This is a genomic window from Streptomyces sp. 3211.6 (genome assembly GCF_003634815.1).
GTDB lineage: Bacteria > Actinomycetota > Actinomycetes > Streptomycetales > Streptomycetaceae > Streptomyces > Streptomyces katrae_A.
Genome location: NZ_RBXC01000001.1, coordinates 2194906 through 2210062 on the forward strand (window position 1 = coordinate 2194906; position 15157 = coordinate 2210062).

Consider the following 15157-nt stretch of genomic DNA (forward strand, 5'->3'; position numbering starts at 1 on the left):
TCAGCCCGCGATCAGCTTGCCGTTCTCCGCCTTGACCGGGACGGCCGGGAGCGGCTCGGAGGCCGGGCCGCGCAGGACCTTGCCCGTGGTGACGTCGAAACGGCTGCCGTGGCAGGGGCAGTTGCCCTCGCCCTTGTCGATCTTGTCGAGGACGCAGCCGGCGTGCGTGCACTGGGCGCTGAACGCCTTGTACTGGCCCTCCGCCGGGCAGCTGACGACGAGCTTCTGCTCGCGGAACAGCTTCGCGCCGCCGACCGGGACGTCCGCCGCGGCGCCCAGCTCGACCGGCTCCTTCGGCACGGCGGGGCCGCCCGCGCCGCTGCCGCCCCCGGTCGAGCAGGCGGAGAGCGCCGTCCCCGCGCCCACGGCCCCGGCGAGCGCGGCGGCGCCCTTGAGGACAGTACGGCGGGCGGCGGGCTGGGACGCGGACATGCGGTTCTCCTGGCACGAGGTGGCGGGCCCCGGGCGGGGCCCACCCGACCATACCGGCGCCCGGTGCGATAGCTTCCCCCGCGTGATCGTCGTCGGCGGAGAAGCCCTGATCGACCTCGTGCCGCTGGCCCGGCCGCCGGGCGCACTGCTGCCCCGCGCCGGGGGCGGGCCGTACAACACCGCCCTGGCGCTGGGCCGCCTCGGAGCCCCGGTGGCCTTCTGCTCCCGCGTCTCGGCCGACGGCTTCGGCGAGACCCTGCTGGCCGGGCTGCGGGCCGCGGGGGTGGACCTCTCGCTGGTGCAGCGCGGGCCCGAGCCGACCACCTTGGCCGTGCCCTCACTGGACCCGGACGGCTCGGCCGCGTACGAGTTCTACGTGGAGGGCACCGCCGACCGGCTGTTCACCCTGCCGCCCGCGCTGCCCCCGCAGGCGCGGGCCCTGGCGCTCGGGACCTGCTCGCTGGTGCTGGAGCCGGGGGCGAGCGCGTACGAGGCCCTGCTGCGGCGGGAGTCGGGGCGCGGGCTGCTGACCCTGCTGGACCCCAACATCCGCCCCGCGCTGATCGCGGACCCGGCCGGCTACCGGGAGCGGTTCCTGGCCCGGCTGCCGTACGTGTCCGTGCTGAAGCTGTCGGAGGAGGACGCTGACTGGCTGGGCGGCCGGGCCGGGGACTGGCTGGCGGCAGGGCCTTCGGCGGTGGTGCTGACCCGGGGTGCGGCGGGGCTGACGGTGTGGACCGCGGACGGGGCGGAGCACAGTGCGGCGGCCCGTCCGGTGACCGTCGCGGACACCATCGGCGCGGGCGACACCGTCAACGCGGCGCTGCTGCACCGGCTCGCCGGGGTACCGGACCCCCACGTGGTGGACTGGCCCGACGTGCTGGCGTACGCCGCCCACGCGGCCGCGCTGACCTGCACCCGGGCCGGCTGCGAGCCGCCGTACGCGGCCGAGCTCGGCCTCAGCCGATAGCGGCCCACAGGGTACGGGCGAGCGCGGGGGCGAACTCCTCGACGGGCTGGACCGCCTCGGGACCGGAGAAGTGCAGGAAGAAGGCCCGCTGGAAGCAGGCCCCGAGCAGCAGCGCGGCGGCGGCGCGGGGGTCGGCGTCCGCCCGGAGCCGGCCGGCGTCGAGCTCCCGGCGCAGCCGTCCTTCGAGGGCGTCACGCACCACGTGCGGGCCCTGGCCGATCTCCTGGACCCCTTCGCGGTGGCGGGTGAGCAGGGCGGGCTCGGCGAACAGGGAGGCGGCCATCGGCATGGCCTCGGCGTAGAACAGCGAGGCGTGCCGTGCGATGCCGGCAAGGGCCTCCTGGAGGGGTCCTTCGCCGGGGCCGCCGTCGAGGGCGGCCATGAGCGGTCCGGCATTGGGCGTGCGCTCCATGAGCACCCGGACGAACAGCTCTTCCTTGTTGGCGTAGTGCTTGTAGAGCGCGGCCTCCGAGCAGCCGGCCTCCCGGGCGATGGCCTTGGTGGTGGTGTTGGCGAGGCCGATGGTGCGCATGAGGGTTTCGGCGGCGTCCAGCAGCCGCTCGGAGGCGGGCCGGGTTGACTTCGGAGTGGGCATTCACTCACCCTAGTGGAGAAGAGGGTGAGTGAATACTCACCCACCCATCCTCATCCATCGCCTTCGACGGGGGTCCACGATGAAGATCACGGTGTTCGGAGCGACGGGCGGTGTGGGCCGCGAGGTGGTCCGGCAGGCCCTCGCGGCGGGCCACGAGGTGACGGCGGTCGTCCGCGACCCCGCCCGGCTGGACGTGCCGGCCCATGACCGCCTGCGGGTGGCGGTGGTGGCCGACCTGACGGACGACTCGGCGCTGCTGCCGGTCCTGGCGGGGCAGGACGCGGTGGTCTCGGCGCTCGGCGCGGCCAACAACAAGCAGGCCCGGCTGCACCCGGTCACCGGCCCGGCCCTGCGGTCGGTCGTCGCGGCGATGGAACGGGCGGGGGTCGGACGGCTCACGGCCGTCAGCGCGGCGCCGCTGGGGCCGGACGCGGAGGGGGACGGCCTGCTCCTGCGGAAGGTGGGCTATCCCCTCCTCCGGTGGGCGCTGCGCGACCTGTACGCGGACCTGGCGGTCATGGAGTCCGTCATCGCGTCGGCGCAGGGGGTGCGGTGGACGGTGGTCCGGCCGCCGCGCCTCCTGAACCGGCCGGGCACCGGTCGCTACCGCCGCGCCGTGGACGCCAATGTCCCGGGCGGCCGGGTCGTCGCCCGCGCCGACGTGGCGACGGCCCTCCTCGACGTCCTGTCCGACCCGTCGACGACGGGCCACGCGGTGGGCGTCGCCGCGTAGCCCTGGCCGGGCGGGCGCGGGTGCCGGTGCGCGGAGGGGGATCCGCGGCAGCGGCCTCCGCCCCCGCCCCGCCGGGCTACGCCTTGCGGGCCCGGGCCGCCTTCTTCGCCGGAGCGGCGGCCGCCTTCTTGCGCGGGGCCCGAGGCGGCGGGACCGGAGCGGCGTCAGAGATCCGCTCGGCCCCCAGGATGTCCCGCAGGAACTTCCCCGTGTGGCTCGCGCCCACCGACGCGACCTGCTCCGGCGTGCCCTCGGCGACGACGAGCCCGCCCCCGTAGCCACCCTCGGGGCCCATGTCCACGACCCAGTCCGCGGTCTTGATGACGTCCAGGTTGTGCTCGATGACGATCACCGAGTTCCCCTTGTCCACCAGCCCCGACAGCACCTTGATCAGCTTCGAGATGTCCTCGAAGTGCAGACCGGTCGTCGGCTCGTCCAGCACGTACACCGTCCGCCCGGTCGACCGCTTCTGCAGCTCCGACGCCAGCTTCACGCGCTGCGCCTCGCCACCCGACAGGGTCGGCGCCGACTGGCCGAGGCGGACGTACCCCAGCCCCACCTCGTTCAGCGTCTTGAGGTGCCGCGCGATGGTCGGGACCGCCTCGAAGAAGTGCAGCGCCTCCTCGATCGGCATGTTCAGGACTTCCGCGATGGACTTGCCCTTGTAGTGGACCTCCAGCGTCTCCCGGTTGTACCGGTCGCCGTGGCAGACCTCGCACGGGACGTACACGTCCGGCAGGAAGTTCATCTCGATCTTGATCGTGCCGTCACCGGAGCAGTTCTCGCACCGGCCGCCCTTGACGTTGAAGGAGAAGCGCCCCGGCAGGTAGCCGCGGACCTTGGCCTCCATCGTCTCCGCGAACAGCTTGCGCACGTGGTCGAAGACGCCCGTGTACGTCGCCGGGTTGGACCGCGGCGTCCGGCCGATCGGGGACTGGTCGACATGCACGACCTTGTCGACCAGGTCGTCGCCCTCCACCCGCGTGTGCCGGCCCGGCACGGACCGCGCGCCGTTCAGCTCGCGCGCCAGGTGCGTGTAGAGGATGTCGTTGACCAGCGTCGACTTGCCGGAGCCCGACACGCCCGTGACCGCCGTGAGGACGCCCAGCGGGAAGGACACGTCGATGTCCCGCAGGTTGTTCTCCTTGGCGCCGTGGACGGTCAGCTTCCGGTCCCCGTTCACGGGCCGGCGGATGTCCGGCACCGGGATGGACTTCTTGCCGGACAGGTACTGCCCGGTCATCGACTCGCCGTTCTTCAGCAGTTCCTTCAGCGAGCCGCTGTGCACCACCTTGCCGCCGTGCTCGCCGGCGCCCGGGCCGATGTCCACGACCCAGTCGGCCACCTTGATGGTGTCCTCGTCGTGCTCGACGACGATGAGCGTGTTGCCCATGTCCCGCAGCCGCACCAGCGTCTCGATCAGCCGGTGGTTGTCGCGCTGGTGCAGGCCGATGGACGGCTCGTCCAGCACGTACAGCACGCCGACCAGGCCGGAGCCGATCTGCGTCGCCAGGCGGATGCGCTGCGCCTCGCCGCCCGAGAGGGTGCCGGCGGCGCGGTTGAGGGAGAGGTAGTCCAGACCCACGTCGACCAGGAAGCGGAGCCGCTCGTTGACCTCCTTGAGGACGCGCTCGGCGATCTTCTTGTCGCGGGCGTCGAGCTTCATCCGTCCCAGGAAGTCGGCGCATTCGCTGATCGACATCGCGGCGACCTCGGCGATGGAACGCTCCATCACCGTCACCGCGAGCACGATCGGCTTCAGCCGGGTGCCCTCACAGGTCGGGCAGGGCACCTCGCGCATGTAGCCCTCGAAGCGCTCGCGGCTGGCGTCGCTCTCGGACTCGGCGTGCCGCCGCTTGACGAACGGCACGGCGCCCTCGAAGGCCGTGGTGTACGCGCGCTCGCGCCCGTACCGGTTGCGGTAGCGGACCTCGATCTGGGTCTTGTGCCCGTACAGCAGGGCCTTCTTGGCCCGCTGCGGCAGTCCGGCCCACGGGATGTCGGTCCGGAAGCCCAGCTCCCCGGCGAGCGCGCCGACCAGCCGCTGGAAGTAGTCCTTGGTGTGGCCCAGCGACCAGGGCGAGACCGCCCCCTCGTCCAGCGACTTGTCCTCGTCCGGGACGATCAGCTCCGGGTCCACCTCCATGCGCGTACCGATGCCGGTGCACTCGGGGCAGGCGCCGAAGGGGGAGTTGAAGGAGAAGGAACGCGGTTCCAGCTCCTCGAACGACAGGTCGTCGTACGGGCAGTAGAGGTGTTCGGAGTACATCCGCTCACGCTCCGGGTCGTCCTCGGCGAGGTCGACGAAGTCCAGGATGACCATGCCGCCGGAGAGGCCCAGCGCGGTCTCGACGGAGTCCGTGAGGCGGCGCTTGGCGCTGTCCTTGACCGTGAGGCGGTCGATGACCACCTCGATGGTGTGCTTCTCCTGCTTCTTCAGCGTGGGCGGCTCGGAGAGCTGGATCGTCTGGCCGTCCACCCGGGCGCGGCTGTAGCCCTTGGTCTGGAGGTCGGCGAAGAGGTCGACGAACTCGCCCTTGCGCTCGCGGACCAGCGGGGACAGCACCTGGAAGCGGCTGCCCTCGGGGAGCGCGAGGACCTTGTCGACGATGGCCTGCGGCGACTGCCGCGAGATCGGGCGCCGGCACTCGGGGCAGTGCGGCTTGCCGATGCGGGCGAAGAGCAGGCGGAGGTAGTCGTAGACCTCGGTGATGGTGCCGACGGTGGAGCGGGGGTTGCGCGAGGTCGACTTCTGGTCGATCGAGACGGCCGGGGAAAGGCCTTCGATGAAGTCGACGTCGGGCTTGTCCATCTGCCCCAGGAACTGGCGGGCGTACGACGAGAGCGACTCGACGTAGCGGCGCTGGCCCTCGGCGAAGATCGTGTCGAAGGCCAGGGAGGACTTGCCCGAGCCGGAGAGTCCGGTGAAGACGATGAGGGAATCGCGGGGCAGGTCGAGCGAGACGTTCTTCAGGTTGTGCTCGCGAGCGCCACGAACGATGAGACGGTCGGTCACGCCGGTCCGCACCTTTCTTGAGAGAGCGGGGGCACGGGCCCCCGGCTGTCCAGGGTATGGGGGGCGCCTCTGCGATGGATTGTGTCTGGAGTATCGAGCGTATAGCACGCACATTCGATTTACGGCACGCGCAAGAGGGCTTCACCCGATCGTGTGGCGGCGCCCTCCCGGCCACTAGGCTCGGATCCATGACTGATCATGTGCACGACCTGGCCTCTGTACGTGAAGCCACCGAACGGCTGCTGAACGCGGTCGCGAAACTGGACAACGCCTCCCTCTCCCAGGAGTCACACCTCCCGGGCTGGACCCGCGGCCACATCCTGGCCCACCTGGCGCGCAACGCCGACGCCCTCGTCAACGTCCTCGAGGGCCGCCCCATGTACGAGAGCGCCGCCGCCCGCGACGCGGACATCGAGCGCGACTCCGGCCGGCCCCTGGAAGAACACCTGACGGACCTCCGTGATTCCGCGGCCCGCTTCCTCGCCACCACCGAGTCCGACCAGGACTGGCAGCGCACGGTCGAGCTCCGCAACGGCGTCACCGACCTGGCGGCGAACGTGCCCTTCCGCCGCCTCGTCGAGGTGGAGCTCCACCACGTCGACCTGAACATCGGTTACGAGCTCCACGACCTGCCCGACGAGTTCGCCGAGCGGGAGATCGCCTTCCTCGCCGACCGCTGGTCCGGCCGCCCCGACGTCCCGCCGGTCACCCTCCAGTACTCGGACGGCCGGTTCGTCGCGCGCACCGGCGGCACCGAGGGCGCCCCCGTGGTCCTCAGCGGCGCGCAGGACGACCTGCTCGGCTGGCTGGCCGGCCGCGGTCCCAAGGGCGCCCACCTCGCCATCGAGTCCGGCGACGCCGTGCCCGAACTCCCCGCGCTCTAGGATTCGGACATGACGTACAGCGGAGCGGTGAAGGTCGGCGGTCCCGCCGACGTGCACGAACTCGCGGACCTGATGATCTCCAAGGTCGCCGTGGGTTCCATGAACAACAACGCGTACCTGCTGCGCTGCCGGGCCACCGGCGAGCAGCTCCTGATCGACGCGGCGGCCGAGCCGGACACGCTGCTGCACCTGATCGGCGACGACGGCATCGCGTCGGTCGTCACCACGCACCGGCACGGCGACCACTGGGGTGCGCTCCAGGCCGTCGTCGACGCCACCGGGGCGCGGACCTACGCGGGCGCCCTCGACGTGGAGGGCATCCCCGTCCCCACGGACGTCGCGGTCCAGGACGGGGACGTGATCACGGTCGGACGGGTCTCCCTGACCGCCCGCCACCTGGTCGGCCACACCCCCGGTTCCATCGCCCTGGTCTACGACGACCCGCACGGGCACCCGCACGTGTTCACCGGCGACTGCCTCTTCCCCGGCGGCGTCGGCAACACCTCGGGCGACGCGAAGAACTTCGCCAGTCTGATCGACGACGTCGAGACCAAGATCTTCGGGCAGCTGCCCGACGAGACCTGGGTCTACCCGGGCCACGGGAACGACACCATGCTCGGCACCGAGCGCCCCCACCTCGCGGAATGGCGCGAGCGGGGCTGGTGACCCACGGGCGCATGTGCCGCCGTCAACACCGGGCGGCCATGCGCTCCTTCCGGTCGACCTCGACCGAACGCATGTCCCGGGGAGGCGGGGCGGTGTAGTTGCTGCACCATGCGACAGCACCCCTCCCCGCCCCCCGTTCCCTCCTCCGGCACTCCGCCGACCGACCCGGACGGCCCCGCCGCTTCGGACCGCCCCGCCGGCCCCTCCATGCTGCGGCTCGCCCTGGCCTCCCTGGCCGGGACCGCCATCGAGTTCTACGACTTCTTCGCCTACGGCACGGCCGCCGCCCTGGTGCTCGGCCCGCTGTTCTTCCCCTCGTTCTCCCCGCTCGCGGGAACCCTCGCCGCCTTCGGGACGTTCGGCGTCGGCTTCCTCGCCCGTCCGCTGGGCTCCGTGGTCTTCGGGCACATCGGCGACCGCTACGGGCGCCGCCCGGTGCTGCTCGCCTCCCTGCTGCTGACCGGGCTGGCCACGGTGGCCGTCGGATGCGTGCCCTCGTACGCCTCCATCGGGATCGCCGCGCCCCTGCTGCTGCTCCTGCTGCGCTTCCTCCAGGGGCTCGGGCTCGGCGGCGAGTGGGGCGGGGCGGTGCTGCTGACCGCCGAGCACGCCCCCGAGGGGCGGCGCGGACTGTGGTCCAGCTTCCCGCAGATGGGCCCGGCCACCGGGTTCCTGCTGGCCAACGGCCTGATGCTGGCGCTGTCCGGCCTGCTGAGCGACGCGCGGTTCGGGGCCTGGGGCTGGCGGGTGCCCTTCTGGGGCGCCGGGCTGCTGGCGCTGGCCGGGCTGTGGCTGCGCCGCTCGGTGGAGGAGACCCCGCAGTTCCGGGCCCTCACCGAGACCGGCCGGCGGGCGGAGGCCCCGCTCACGGAGGTCCTGCGCGGCCACTGGCGGCTGCTCCTGCTGACCGGCGGGGCGATGTCGGTCGGGTACGCCGTCTTCTACGCGGTCACCACCTGGTCCCTGGCCTACACCACCGGCCCGCTGCACATGGACCGCACCCTGATGCTGGCCGTGGTGATGGCCGCCGTCCTGCTGAAGGGGCTGGTGACGGCCCCGCTGGCGGCCCTGGGCGACCGCTGGGGGCGGCGGCCGTTGTGCCTGGCCGGCAGTGCCGCCTGCGCGCTGTGGATGTTCCCCTTCGTGGCCCTGCTGAGCAGTGGGGATGCCCTGCTGGTGGCGGTGGGCTGCGTCGGCGCGCTGCTGGCGATGGTCCTGATGTACGCGGTGGCCGGCGCGTACCTGCCGGAGCTGTACGCGCCGCGGATCCGCTGCACCGGCGCGGCCGTCGGCTACAACCTGGGCGGCGTCCTGGGCGGGGCGCTGACCCCGGTCGTGGCGACGGCCCTGGCGGCCGGCTCCGGGCCGCCGTGGGGCGTGGCGGTGTACCTGACGGCGGTGGCCCTGGTCAGCCTCGGCTGCTTCGCCCTCCTCCCGGAGACCCGCCCGGCCGCCCTCCCGGTCCGGGACGGTGCGGGCGCGGACACGGGAGCGGGGGCGGCCGAAGCCGCCCCCGCGTAGCCCGGGCGCGCGGCCCGGCCGGGTCAGGCGTCGACGCTCCTGGTCTCCTCGGCGGCGGCTTCGGCCGCCGCCTGCTTCCTGGAGGCGATCAGGCTGGTGATCGTGGTGACCACCAGGACGCCGCAGATGACGCCCAGGGAGACCGGGATGGAGATCTGCGGGACGTGCACCCCGGACTCGTGCAGGGCGTGCAGCACCAGCTTGACGCCGATGAAGCCCAGGATCACGGACAGGCCGTAGCTGAGGTGGACCAGCTTCTTGAGCAGGCCGCCGATGAGGAAGTACAGCTGGCGCAGGCCCATGAGGGCGAAGGCGTTGGCGGTGAAGACGATGTACGGGTCCTGGGTGAGGCCGAAGATCGCGGGGATGGAGTCCAGGGCGAAGAGGACGTCGGTGGTGCCGATGGCGAGCATGACCACCATCAGCGGGGTCAGGACGCGCTTGCCGTTGGTGCGGATGAACAGCTTGGTGCCGTGGTAGCGGTCGGCGACGCCGAACTTCTTCTCGATCGACTTCAGGAGGCGGTTCTCCTCGAACTCCTCTTCCTCCTCGTCCTTGCGGGCTTCCTGGATCAGCTTCCAGGCGGTGTAGATGAGGAAGGCGCCGAAGAGGTAGAAGACCCACGAGAAGCTGGCGATGATCGCGGCTCCGGCGGCGATGAACACCGCGCGCAGGACCAGGGCGATCAGCACCCCGACGAGCAGGACGCGCTGCTGGAGGTGGGAGGGCACCGAGAACTTCGCCATGATCAGGACGAAGACGAAGAGGTTGTCCACGCTCAGGGACTTCTCGGTGACGAAGCCGGCGAAGAACTCCTGGGAGGCCTGGCCGCCGCCGAAGAACAGCAGGCCGAGGCCGAAGAGGACGGCGAGGACGATCCAGACGACCGTCCAGGTGCCCGCTTCCTTGAGGGAAACGTCATGGGGCTTGCGGCCGATGAGGAAATCGGCGCCGATGAGGATGCCCAGACCGGCGATGGTCAGGGCCCACAGGGTCAACGAAACGTCCACGGTATTCACGCCTCCGGCGGATGGCTCAGCACAGGGTCAGCGTCATCGCTGCCGGAGGTCTCTTCCACCCGGGCGGCTCGTGGGCCGCGGGCCGGCGCCCCGGGACCACCGCGTTGACTGAACCGGGTCGTCCGTACTGACGGGCACGCCGCGCAGGAAATAGCAGGAATACTCCCCTCCGCAGGCTTCAGAGTACCTGCGGAGGGACCCAAAGGTAAAGGGATCACCAAAGGCGGGTCACTCGATGGTCATAGGCGGGTCATGGGCCGCCCTGCGCCCGGCTACTGCCGGGCGGCCCGGCGGGCCTGCGCGACGCGCTCCAGCGCCTGGTCGAGGACCCGGCTGCCCTGTGGGGGGAGGTCCGGCTCGAAGGTCCAGGCGTGCTGGACCCACGGGTCGGCGAGGTGGTGGTCGGGTACGGGCGACAGCCTCATCAGCGAGCGCCACAGCGGGTCCAGCAGCGGCCCGTAGGCGGAGGCCTCGTCGCGGTCGGCGACCATCAGCAGGTGCACGCCGACCGACGGGCCCTCGTCGGCCAGGTAGCGCAGCTGGGTGACGGCCCGGTCGTCGAAGCCGTGCGGGAAGTCGTGCACGACGAGCAGCTGCTCGGCCGGGTCCAGGTCCGCGGGCAGGTCCTCGGGCGCGCCGGCGCGCAGGGCCATCTGTACGAGGTCCACCCGGCGGGTCAGCCGTGCGAGGGTCTCCGCGACCCCGGCGGCGCCCGCCGCGGGCGGCCCGGCCAGCACTCCGGCGCGGACCAGCGGGGCCAGCGCGGCGGAGCCCGCCCCGGCCGCGTCGATCACGTGGACGGAGATCCGGCCGGCCGGGTGGACGGCGAGCAGCCGGGCGGCGTGCGCGACGGCCATGTCCATGGCGGCGCGGCGCAGCCGGTCGGTGTCCATGGTCATGGCGGCCTCGGAGCCGGTGCGGCCGTTGTCGATCCACAGTCCGCGCTCCAGCGGGAGCCGCATCAGCATGGGGATCTTCAGCCCGGGGCTCTCGGGCAGGCTGAGGTCGCCCAGGCGCAGGGCGAGGGGGCCCTCCTCGGGGGTGCCCTGGCCGTGCCAGACGGGGTTGTCCCAGCGGGCGTACGCGGCCGGGAGCGCGGGTTCGACCACCTCGGACTCGGCGGTGAGCTGGGCCAGGTCCCGGTCGAGGACGGCGCGGGCCTGGGCGACCAGGTCGTCGCGGCGGGCCCGGGCGGTCTCACGGGCGTCCCCGCCGGCGCCGCCCAGGCGGTGGCGCGGGTCGGACAGGGCCTCGTCCAGCTCGCGGTCCAGCCGGGAGTCGGCGAAGTCGACGGCGCTGCGGTAGGCGGCGACGGTGCGGGCCAGGTCCTCGAACATGCCCCAGACCTGGTTGTAGAGCCGCTCGTCCATGGACCAGCCGGTGGCGTCCCCGGCGACGGGGACGGGGGGTTCGCCGGGGCCGGCGGGTGCGGCCGCGGGGCGGGGGGCCGGCTCGGGTGCCTCGGTGGTGGTGCGGCGGCGGCGCGGGTGGGCGTAGTCGATGGCGGGCCGGCCGTCGGCGGGTGCGGCCGCGGCCGGCGCGGGGCCGGGGGTGCCGGCGTAGGGGACCCCGGAGACGGGGACCGGGTCCGGCGGCTCCGGGGCGGTCGCGGGGGGCTGGGGGGCGGTCGCGGGGGGCTGCGGGGTCGCGGGCGGCGCGGCCTCCTGCGCGAGGGGCGGGAGGGGGGCCGGGGAGCGGTCGCCGTCCCCGGTGCGCGCGGCCGTGCGCAGGGCCTCGGCGGCCAGGGCCGCGGCCTCGGGTGCGGCCAGTCCCCCGTCCCGGAGGAGGGCGGCGAGTCCGTCGGCGTACCCCTGGCCGACGGCCCGGACCTTCCAGGCGCCCTGGCGGCGGTAGAGCTCCAGGGCGATCAGGGCGGTCTCGGCGTCCAGGCCGGTGAGGGCGAAGGCCGCGAACTCGGCGCCGCCCGCCTCGGCGACCGCGACGTGCGGTACGGGGACGGCGCCGAAGCGCAGGGGGCCGCCGGGCGGCAGGACGAGGAGCAGGCCGATCCGGTGGACCTCCGCCGCGACGGCGTCGAGGTCGACGGTCAGGGTGTGCCGGTCGCCGGGGCCTGCGGGCACCCGGACCCCGGGGAGGGCGGGGGCGGCCGGGTGGGCCAGGGCCCCGGGGCCGGTGAGCCGGCCCTGCTCGTCGGCCACCGAGGCCAGCGCGAGCACCGCGGTGCCGGCCGAGACCCTGACCTCCACCCGGCTGTGGGACACGGGGTGGTTCTGCCCCCGGACCAGTTCGGCCGTCATCGTGCAGCCCTCCCCCGTGCCTTCTTCTCTTGTTTCCCGGTGTCCCGGTCTTCCGGTTTCGGTGCGGTGGCGCGATGGCGCCGTGGCGCTTACAGGTGCGGCAGGATCGCCGGCATCAGGTCCTGGAAGGTCCGGCCGTTGGCCGGGTTGCCCAGGGCCGTCATCTGCCAGCCGCCGCCGGCCCGGGACACCTTCGCCATGATCTGCGCGGTGTACTGGCCGCCGCCGTCGAGGGTGTAGCGGGCCAGTTCCTGGCCGTTGGTCTCGTCGACGATGCGGCAGAACGCGTTCTGCACTTCCTGGAAGGTCTGTCCGGTGAAGGAGTTCACCGTGAAGACGATCGTGTCGATGTGCACCGGCACGCGCTGGAGGTCGACGAGGATGGCCTCGTCGTCCCCACCCTGGCCGACGCCGCCGACCAGGTTGTCACCGGTGTGGCGGACCGAGCCGTCGTCGCTCTGCAGGTGCCGGAAGAACACCACGTCCACGGGCTGCTTGTCGGCGAACAGCACCGCCGAGGCGTCGAGGTCGATCTCCCGGGTGCGCGAGCCGAACAGCCCGCGGCGCTTGGCCGCCTGCCAGCCGAGGCCCATCCGGACGGCCGTCAGCGTGCCGCCGCCCTGCTTCTCCAGACTGATGGCCTGACCCTTGGTCATGTTGACCGTCACGCGCGTCCCCTCTCCATAGCCACCCCCAGGCAGCCTGTACCTGCGGCCGTTCCCACACCCTACTGACCGGCCACGGGTCAGGCGAGGCCCGCTTCCCGCATCTGCCGGAGCTCCTTCTTCAGCTCGCCCACCTCGTCGCGGATCCGGGCCGCGACCTCGAACTGGAGCTCGGCGGCAGCCCCCCGCATCCGCTCGGTCATCTGCTCGATGAGGGCGGCCAGTTCTGCGGCGGGACGGTCCGTGAGCACCTCGGCGGCCTTGGCCCCCTTGGCTCCCTTGGCTCCCTTGCCGGCCTTCGCCGGGGAGGCCGCGCCCAGGGCCGGGACGGGGGCCTTCGCGCCCTTGCCGTCCTTGGCCTGCCGGTAGCCGGTGCCGAGCAGCTGCTCGGTGTCGAGCTCCTCGCGGGCGATGGTGGCGACGATGTCGTTGATCTTCTTGCGGAGCGGCTGCGGGTCGATCCCGTTGGCCGTGTTGTACGCGATCTGCTTCTCGCGGCGCCGGTTGGTCTCCTCGATGGCCTTCTCCATCGCCGGGGTCGTCTTGTCCGCGTACATGTGGACCTGGCCGGAGACGTTGCGCGCGGCGCGGCCGATGGTCTGGATGAGGGAGGTCCCGGAGCGCAGGAAGCCCTCCTTGTCGGCGTCGAGGATCGCCACGAGCGAGACCTCGGGCAGGTCGAGGCCCTCGCGCAGCAGGTTGATGCCGACCAGGACGTCGTACTCGCCGGAGCGCAGCTCGCGCAGCAGCTCGATGCGGCGCAGGGTGTCCACGTCGCTGTGCAGGTAGCGGACCTGGATGCCGAGCTCCAGGAAGTAGTCGGTCAGGTCCTCGGCCATCTTCTTGGTGAGGGTGGTGACCAGGACGCGCTCGTCCTTCTCCACCCGGGTGCGGATCTCGTGCACCAGGTCGTCGATCTGGCCTTCGGTGGGCTTGACCACGACCTCGGGGTCGACGAGGCCGGTGGGGCGGATGATCTGCTCCACGAAGCCGTCGGCGCGGGAGAGCTCGTATTTCCCCGGGGTGGCGGACAGGTAGACGGTCTGGCCGATCCGCTCCTGGAACTCCTCCCACTTCAGCGGCCGGTTGTCCAGCGCGGACGGCAGCCGGAAGCCGTGGTCGACCAGGGTCCGCTTGCGCGAGGCGTCGCCCTCGTACATGGCGCCGATCTGCGGCACCGTGACGTGCGACTCGTCGATGACGAGGAGGAAGTCCTCGGGGAAGTAGTCGATGAGGGTGTTGGGGGCCGAGCCGCGCTCGCGGTCGTCCATGTGCAGCGAGTAGTTCTCGATGCCGGAGCAGGACCCGATCTGGCGCATCATCTCCAGGTCGTAGGTGGTGCGCATGCGCAGCCGCTGGGCCTCCAGCATCTTGCCCTGCTTCTCCAGCTCGGCGAGGCGCTCGGCCAGCTCGGCCTCGATGCCGCGGATCGCCTTCTCCATGCGCTCGGGCCCGGCGACGTAGTGGCTGGCGGGGAAGACGTACAGCTCGTGGTCCTCGCTGATGACCTCGCCCGTCAGCGGGTGCAGGGTGGAGAGCGCCTCGATCTCGTCGCCGAACATCTCGATGCGGACGGCCAGTTCCTCGTAGACCGGGAAGATCTCGATGGTGTCCCCGCGCACCCGGAAGGTTCCCCGGGTGAAGGCCACGTCGTTGCGCGTGTACTGGATGTCCACGAAGCGGCGCAGCAGCTGGTCGCGGTCGATCTCCTCGCCCACCTTGAGCGGGACCATCCGGTCCACGTACTCCTGCGGCGTGCCGAGGCCGTAGATGCAGGACACGGAGGCGACGACGATCACGTCACGCCGGGTGAGCAGCGAGTTGGTCGCGGAGTGGCGCAGCCGCTCCACCTCCTCGTTGATCGAGGAGTCCTTCTCGATGTAGGTGTCCGACTGCGGAACGTAGGCCTCGGGCTGGTAGTAGTCGTAGTACGACACGAAGTACTCGACGGCGTTGTTCGGCAGGAGCTCGCGGAACTCGTTCGCCAGCTGGGCGGCGAGGGTCTTGTTCGGCGCCATCACCAGGGTCGGGCGCTGGAGCTTCTCGATCATCCACGCGGTGGTGGCCGACTTGCCGGTGCCGGTGGCACCGAGCAGGACGACGTCCTTCTCACCTGCGCGGATGCGCTTCTCCAGCTCGGCGATGGCCGCCGGCTGGTCGCCGCTGGGCTGGTAGGGGCTGACGACCTCGAAAGGCGCCACCGTGCGTTCGATCTTCGATACGGGCCGCATGACTCCACCGTACGGCCCCCCACTGACACTCGGACGCCCGCAAGCGCCCCGCCCCCCTCGCGCCGGGCACCCGGCGGCCCCCGGAGGGTCCGTCGGACGGAGCGCGCCTCCCCCTTTCTGGTCCGTTTGTCGTAGTTCGGTGGCGTCCGTGTGATCTTCGAGCCCAT

12 protein-coding genes are annotated in these 15157 nt (G+C 72.3%); 5 read left to right on the top strand and 7 right to left on the bottom strand.

Annotation, left to right across the window (positions count from 1 at the left end):
- Positions 1 to 432 carry a Rieske (2Fe-2S) protein gene (locus BX286_RS10215; protein WP_079425737.1) on the bottom strand — a complete coding sequence of 144 codons (432 nt, stop codon included), beginning with the start codon at positions 430 to 432 and terminating at the stop codon, positions 1 to 3.
- Between the two features lie 82 nt (positions 433 to 514).
- Between BX286_RS10215 and BX286_RS10220 the strand changes: the two genes are divergently transcribed.
- Complete coding sequence (locus tag BX286_RS10220; protein WP_079425739.1) at positions 515 to 1402, top strand: carbohydrate kinase; 888 nt, start codon at positions 515 to 517, stop codon at positions 1400 to 1402.
- On the opposite strand, the gene BX286_RS10225 is transcribed toward BX286_RS10220, so the two are convergent.
- On the bottom strand, positions 1392 to 1997 hold the full coding sequence (locus tag BX286_RS10225) for a TetR/AcrR family transcriptional regulator (protein WP_121014877.1): 606 nt from the start codon (positions 1995 to 1997) through the stop codon (positions 1392 to 1394). The two genes, BX286_RS10220 and BX286_RS10225, sit on opposite strands and share 11 nt — an antisense overlap.
- A gap of 79 nt (positions 1998 to 2076) precedes the next feature.
- Between BX286_RS10225 and BX286_RS10230 the strand changes: the two genes are divergently transcribed.
- Entirely contained in the window at positions 2077 to 2730 is a 654-nt protein-coding gene (locus BX286_RS10230) for an NAD(P)-dependent oxidoreductase (protein WP_121014878.1), read from the top strand.
- Between the two features lie 76 nt (positions 2731 to 2806).
- Here the strand turns inward: BX286_RS10230 and uvrA are convergent, their stop codons facing one another.
- Positions 2807 to 5746, bottom strand: a complete 2940-nt coding sequence (gene uvrA, locus BX286_RS10235) for an excinuclease ABC subunit UvrA (RefSeq protein ID WP_079425746.1) — start codon at positions 5744 to 5746, stop codon at positions 2807 to 2809.
- A 188-nt stretch (positions 5747 to 5934) separates the two neighbouring features.
- On the opposite strand from uvrA, the gene BX286_RS10240 reads away from it, so the two are divergent.
- The 3 genes from BX286_RS10240 (at position 5935) to BX286_RS10250 (ending at position 8817) form a co-directional block, all read left to right on the top strand.
- Entirely contained in the window at positions 5935 to 6630 is a 696-nt protein-coding gene (locus BX286_RS10240) for a maleylpyruvate isomerase family mycothiol-dependent enzyme (RefSeq protein WP_079425748.1), read from the top strand.
- Positions 6631 to 6639: 9 nt separating this feature from the next.
- On the top strand, positions 6640 to 7296 hold the full coding sequence (locus tag BX286_RS10245) for an MBL fold metallo-hydrolase (protein ID WP_079425751.1): 657 nt from the start codon (positions 6640 to 6642) through the stop codon (positions 7294 to 7296).
- 207 nt (positions 7297 to 7503) lie between these two features.
- The gene (locus BX286_RS10250; RefSeq protein ID WP_079431650.1) at positions 7504 to 8817 is read left to right on the top strand and encodes an MFS transporter; all 1314 of its coding nucleotides are present in this window, start codon (positions 7504 to 7506) and stop codon (positions 8815 to 8817) included.
- A 23-nt stretch (positions 8818 to 8840) separates the two neighbouring features.
- On the opposite strand, the gene BX286_RS10255 is transcribed toward BX286_RS10250, so the two are convergent.
- From BX286_RS10255 to uvrB, 4 genes are all read right to left on the bottom strand, one after another.
- Positions 8841 to 9827, bottom strand: a complete 987-nt coding sequence (locus BX286_RS10255) for a TerC/Alx family metal homeostasis membrane protein (protein ID WP_121014879.1) — start codon at positions 9825 to 9827, stop codon at positions 8841 to 8843.
- Positions 9828 to 10108: 281 nt separating this feature from the next.
- Positions 10109 to 12094, bottom strand: coding sequence for a TerD family protein (locus BX286_RS10260; protein WP_121014880.1), 1986 nt, complete (start codon positions 12092 to 12094; stop codon positions 10109 to 10111).
- An 89-nt stretch (positions 12095 to 12183) separates the two neighbouring features.
- A complete protein-coding gene (locus BX286_RS10265) occupies positions 12184 to 12762 on the bottom strand; it encodes a TerD family protein (protein ID WP_079425755.1) in 579 nt (192 codons plus the stop codon).
- Between the two features lie 77 nt (positions 12763 to 12839).
- Positions 12840 to 14990: an excinuclease ABC subunit UvrB gene (gene uvrB, locus BX286_RS10270; protein ID WP_121014881.1), complete on the bottom strand. Its 2151-nt coding sequence runs from the start codon at positions 14988 to 14990 to the stop codon at positions 12840 to 12842.
- Between the last annotated feature and the right edge of the window lie 167 nt (positions 14991 to 15157).

What these genes read in the sequence shown, in the direction of transcription:
- BX286_RS10260 (WP_121014880.1), bottom strand. Translation starts at nt 12,094, where the DNA reads ATGACGGCCGAACTGGTCCGGGGGCAGAACCACCCCGTGTCCCACAGC.
- BX286_RS10225 (WP_121014877.1), bottom strand. Translation starts at nt 1,997, where the DNA reads ATGCCCACTCCGAAGTCAACCCGGCCCGCCTCCGAGCGGCTGCTGGAC.
- uvrB (WP_121014881.1), bottom strand. Translation starts at nt 14,990, where the DNA reads ATGCGGCCCGTATCGAAGATCGAACGCACGGTGGCGCCTTTCGAGGTC.
- BX286_RS10245 (WP_079425751.1), top strand. Translation starts at nt 6,640, where the DNA reads ATGACGTACAGCGGAGCGGTGAAGGTCGGCGGTCCCGCCGACGTGCAC.
- BX286_RS10230 (WP_121014878.1), top strand. Translation starts at nt 2,077, where the DNA reads ATGAAGATCACGGTGTTCGGAGCGACGGGCGGTGTGGGCCGCGAGGTG.
- BX286_RS10240 (WP_079425748.1), top strand. Translation starts at nt 5,935, where the DNA reads ATGACTGATCATGTGCACGACCTGGCCTCTGTACGTGAAGCCACCGAA.
- BX286_RS10215 (WP_079425737.1), bottom strand. Translation starts at nt 432, where the DNA reads ATGTCCGCGTCCCAGCCCGCCGCCCGCCGTACTGTCCTCAAGGGCGCC.
- BX286_RS10250 (WP_079431650.1), top strand. Translation starts at nt 7,504, where the DNA reads ATGCTGCGGCTCGCCCTGGCCTCCCTGGCCGGGACCGCCATCGAGTTC.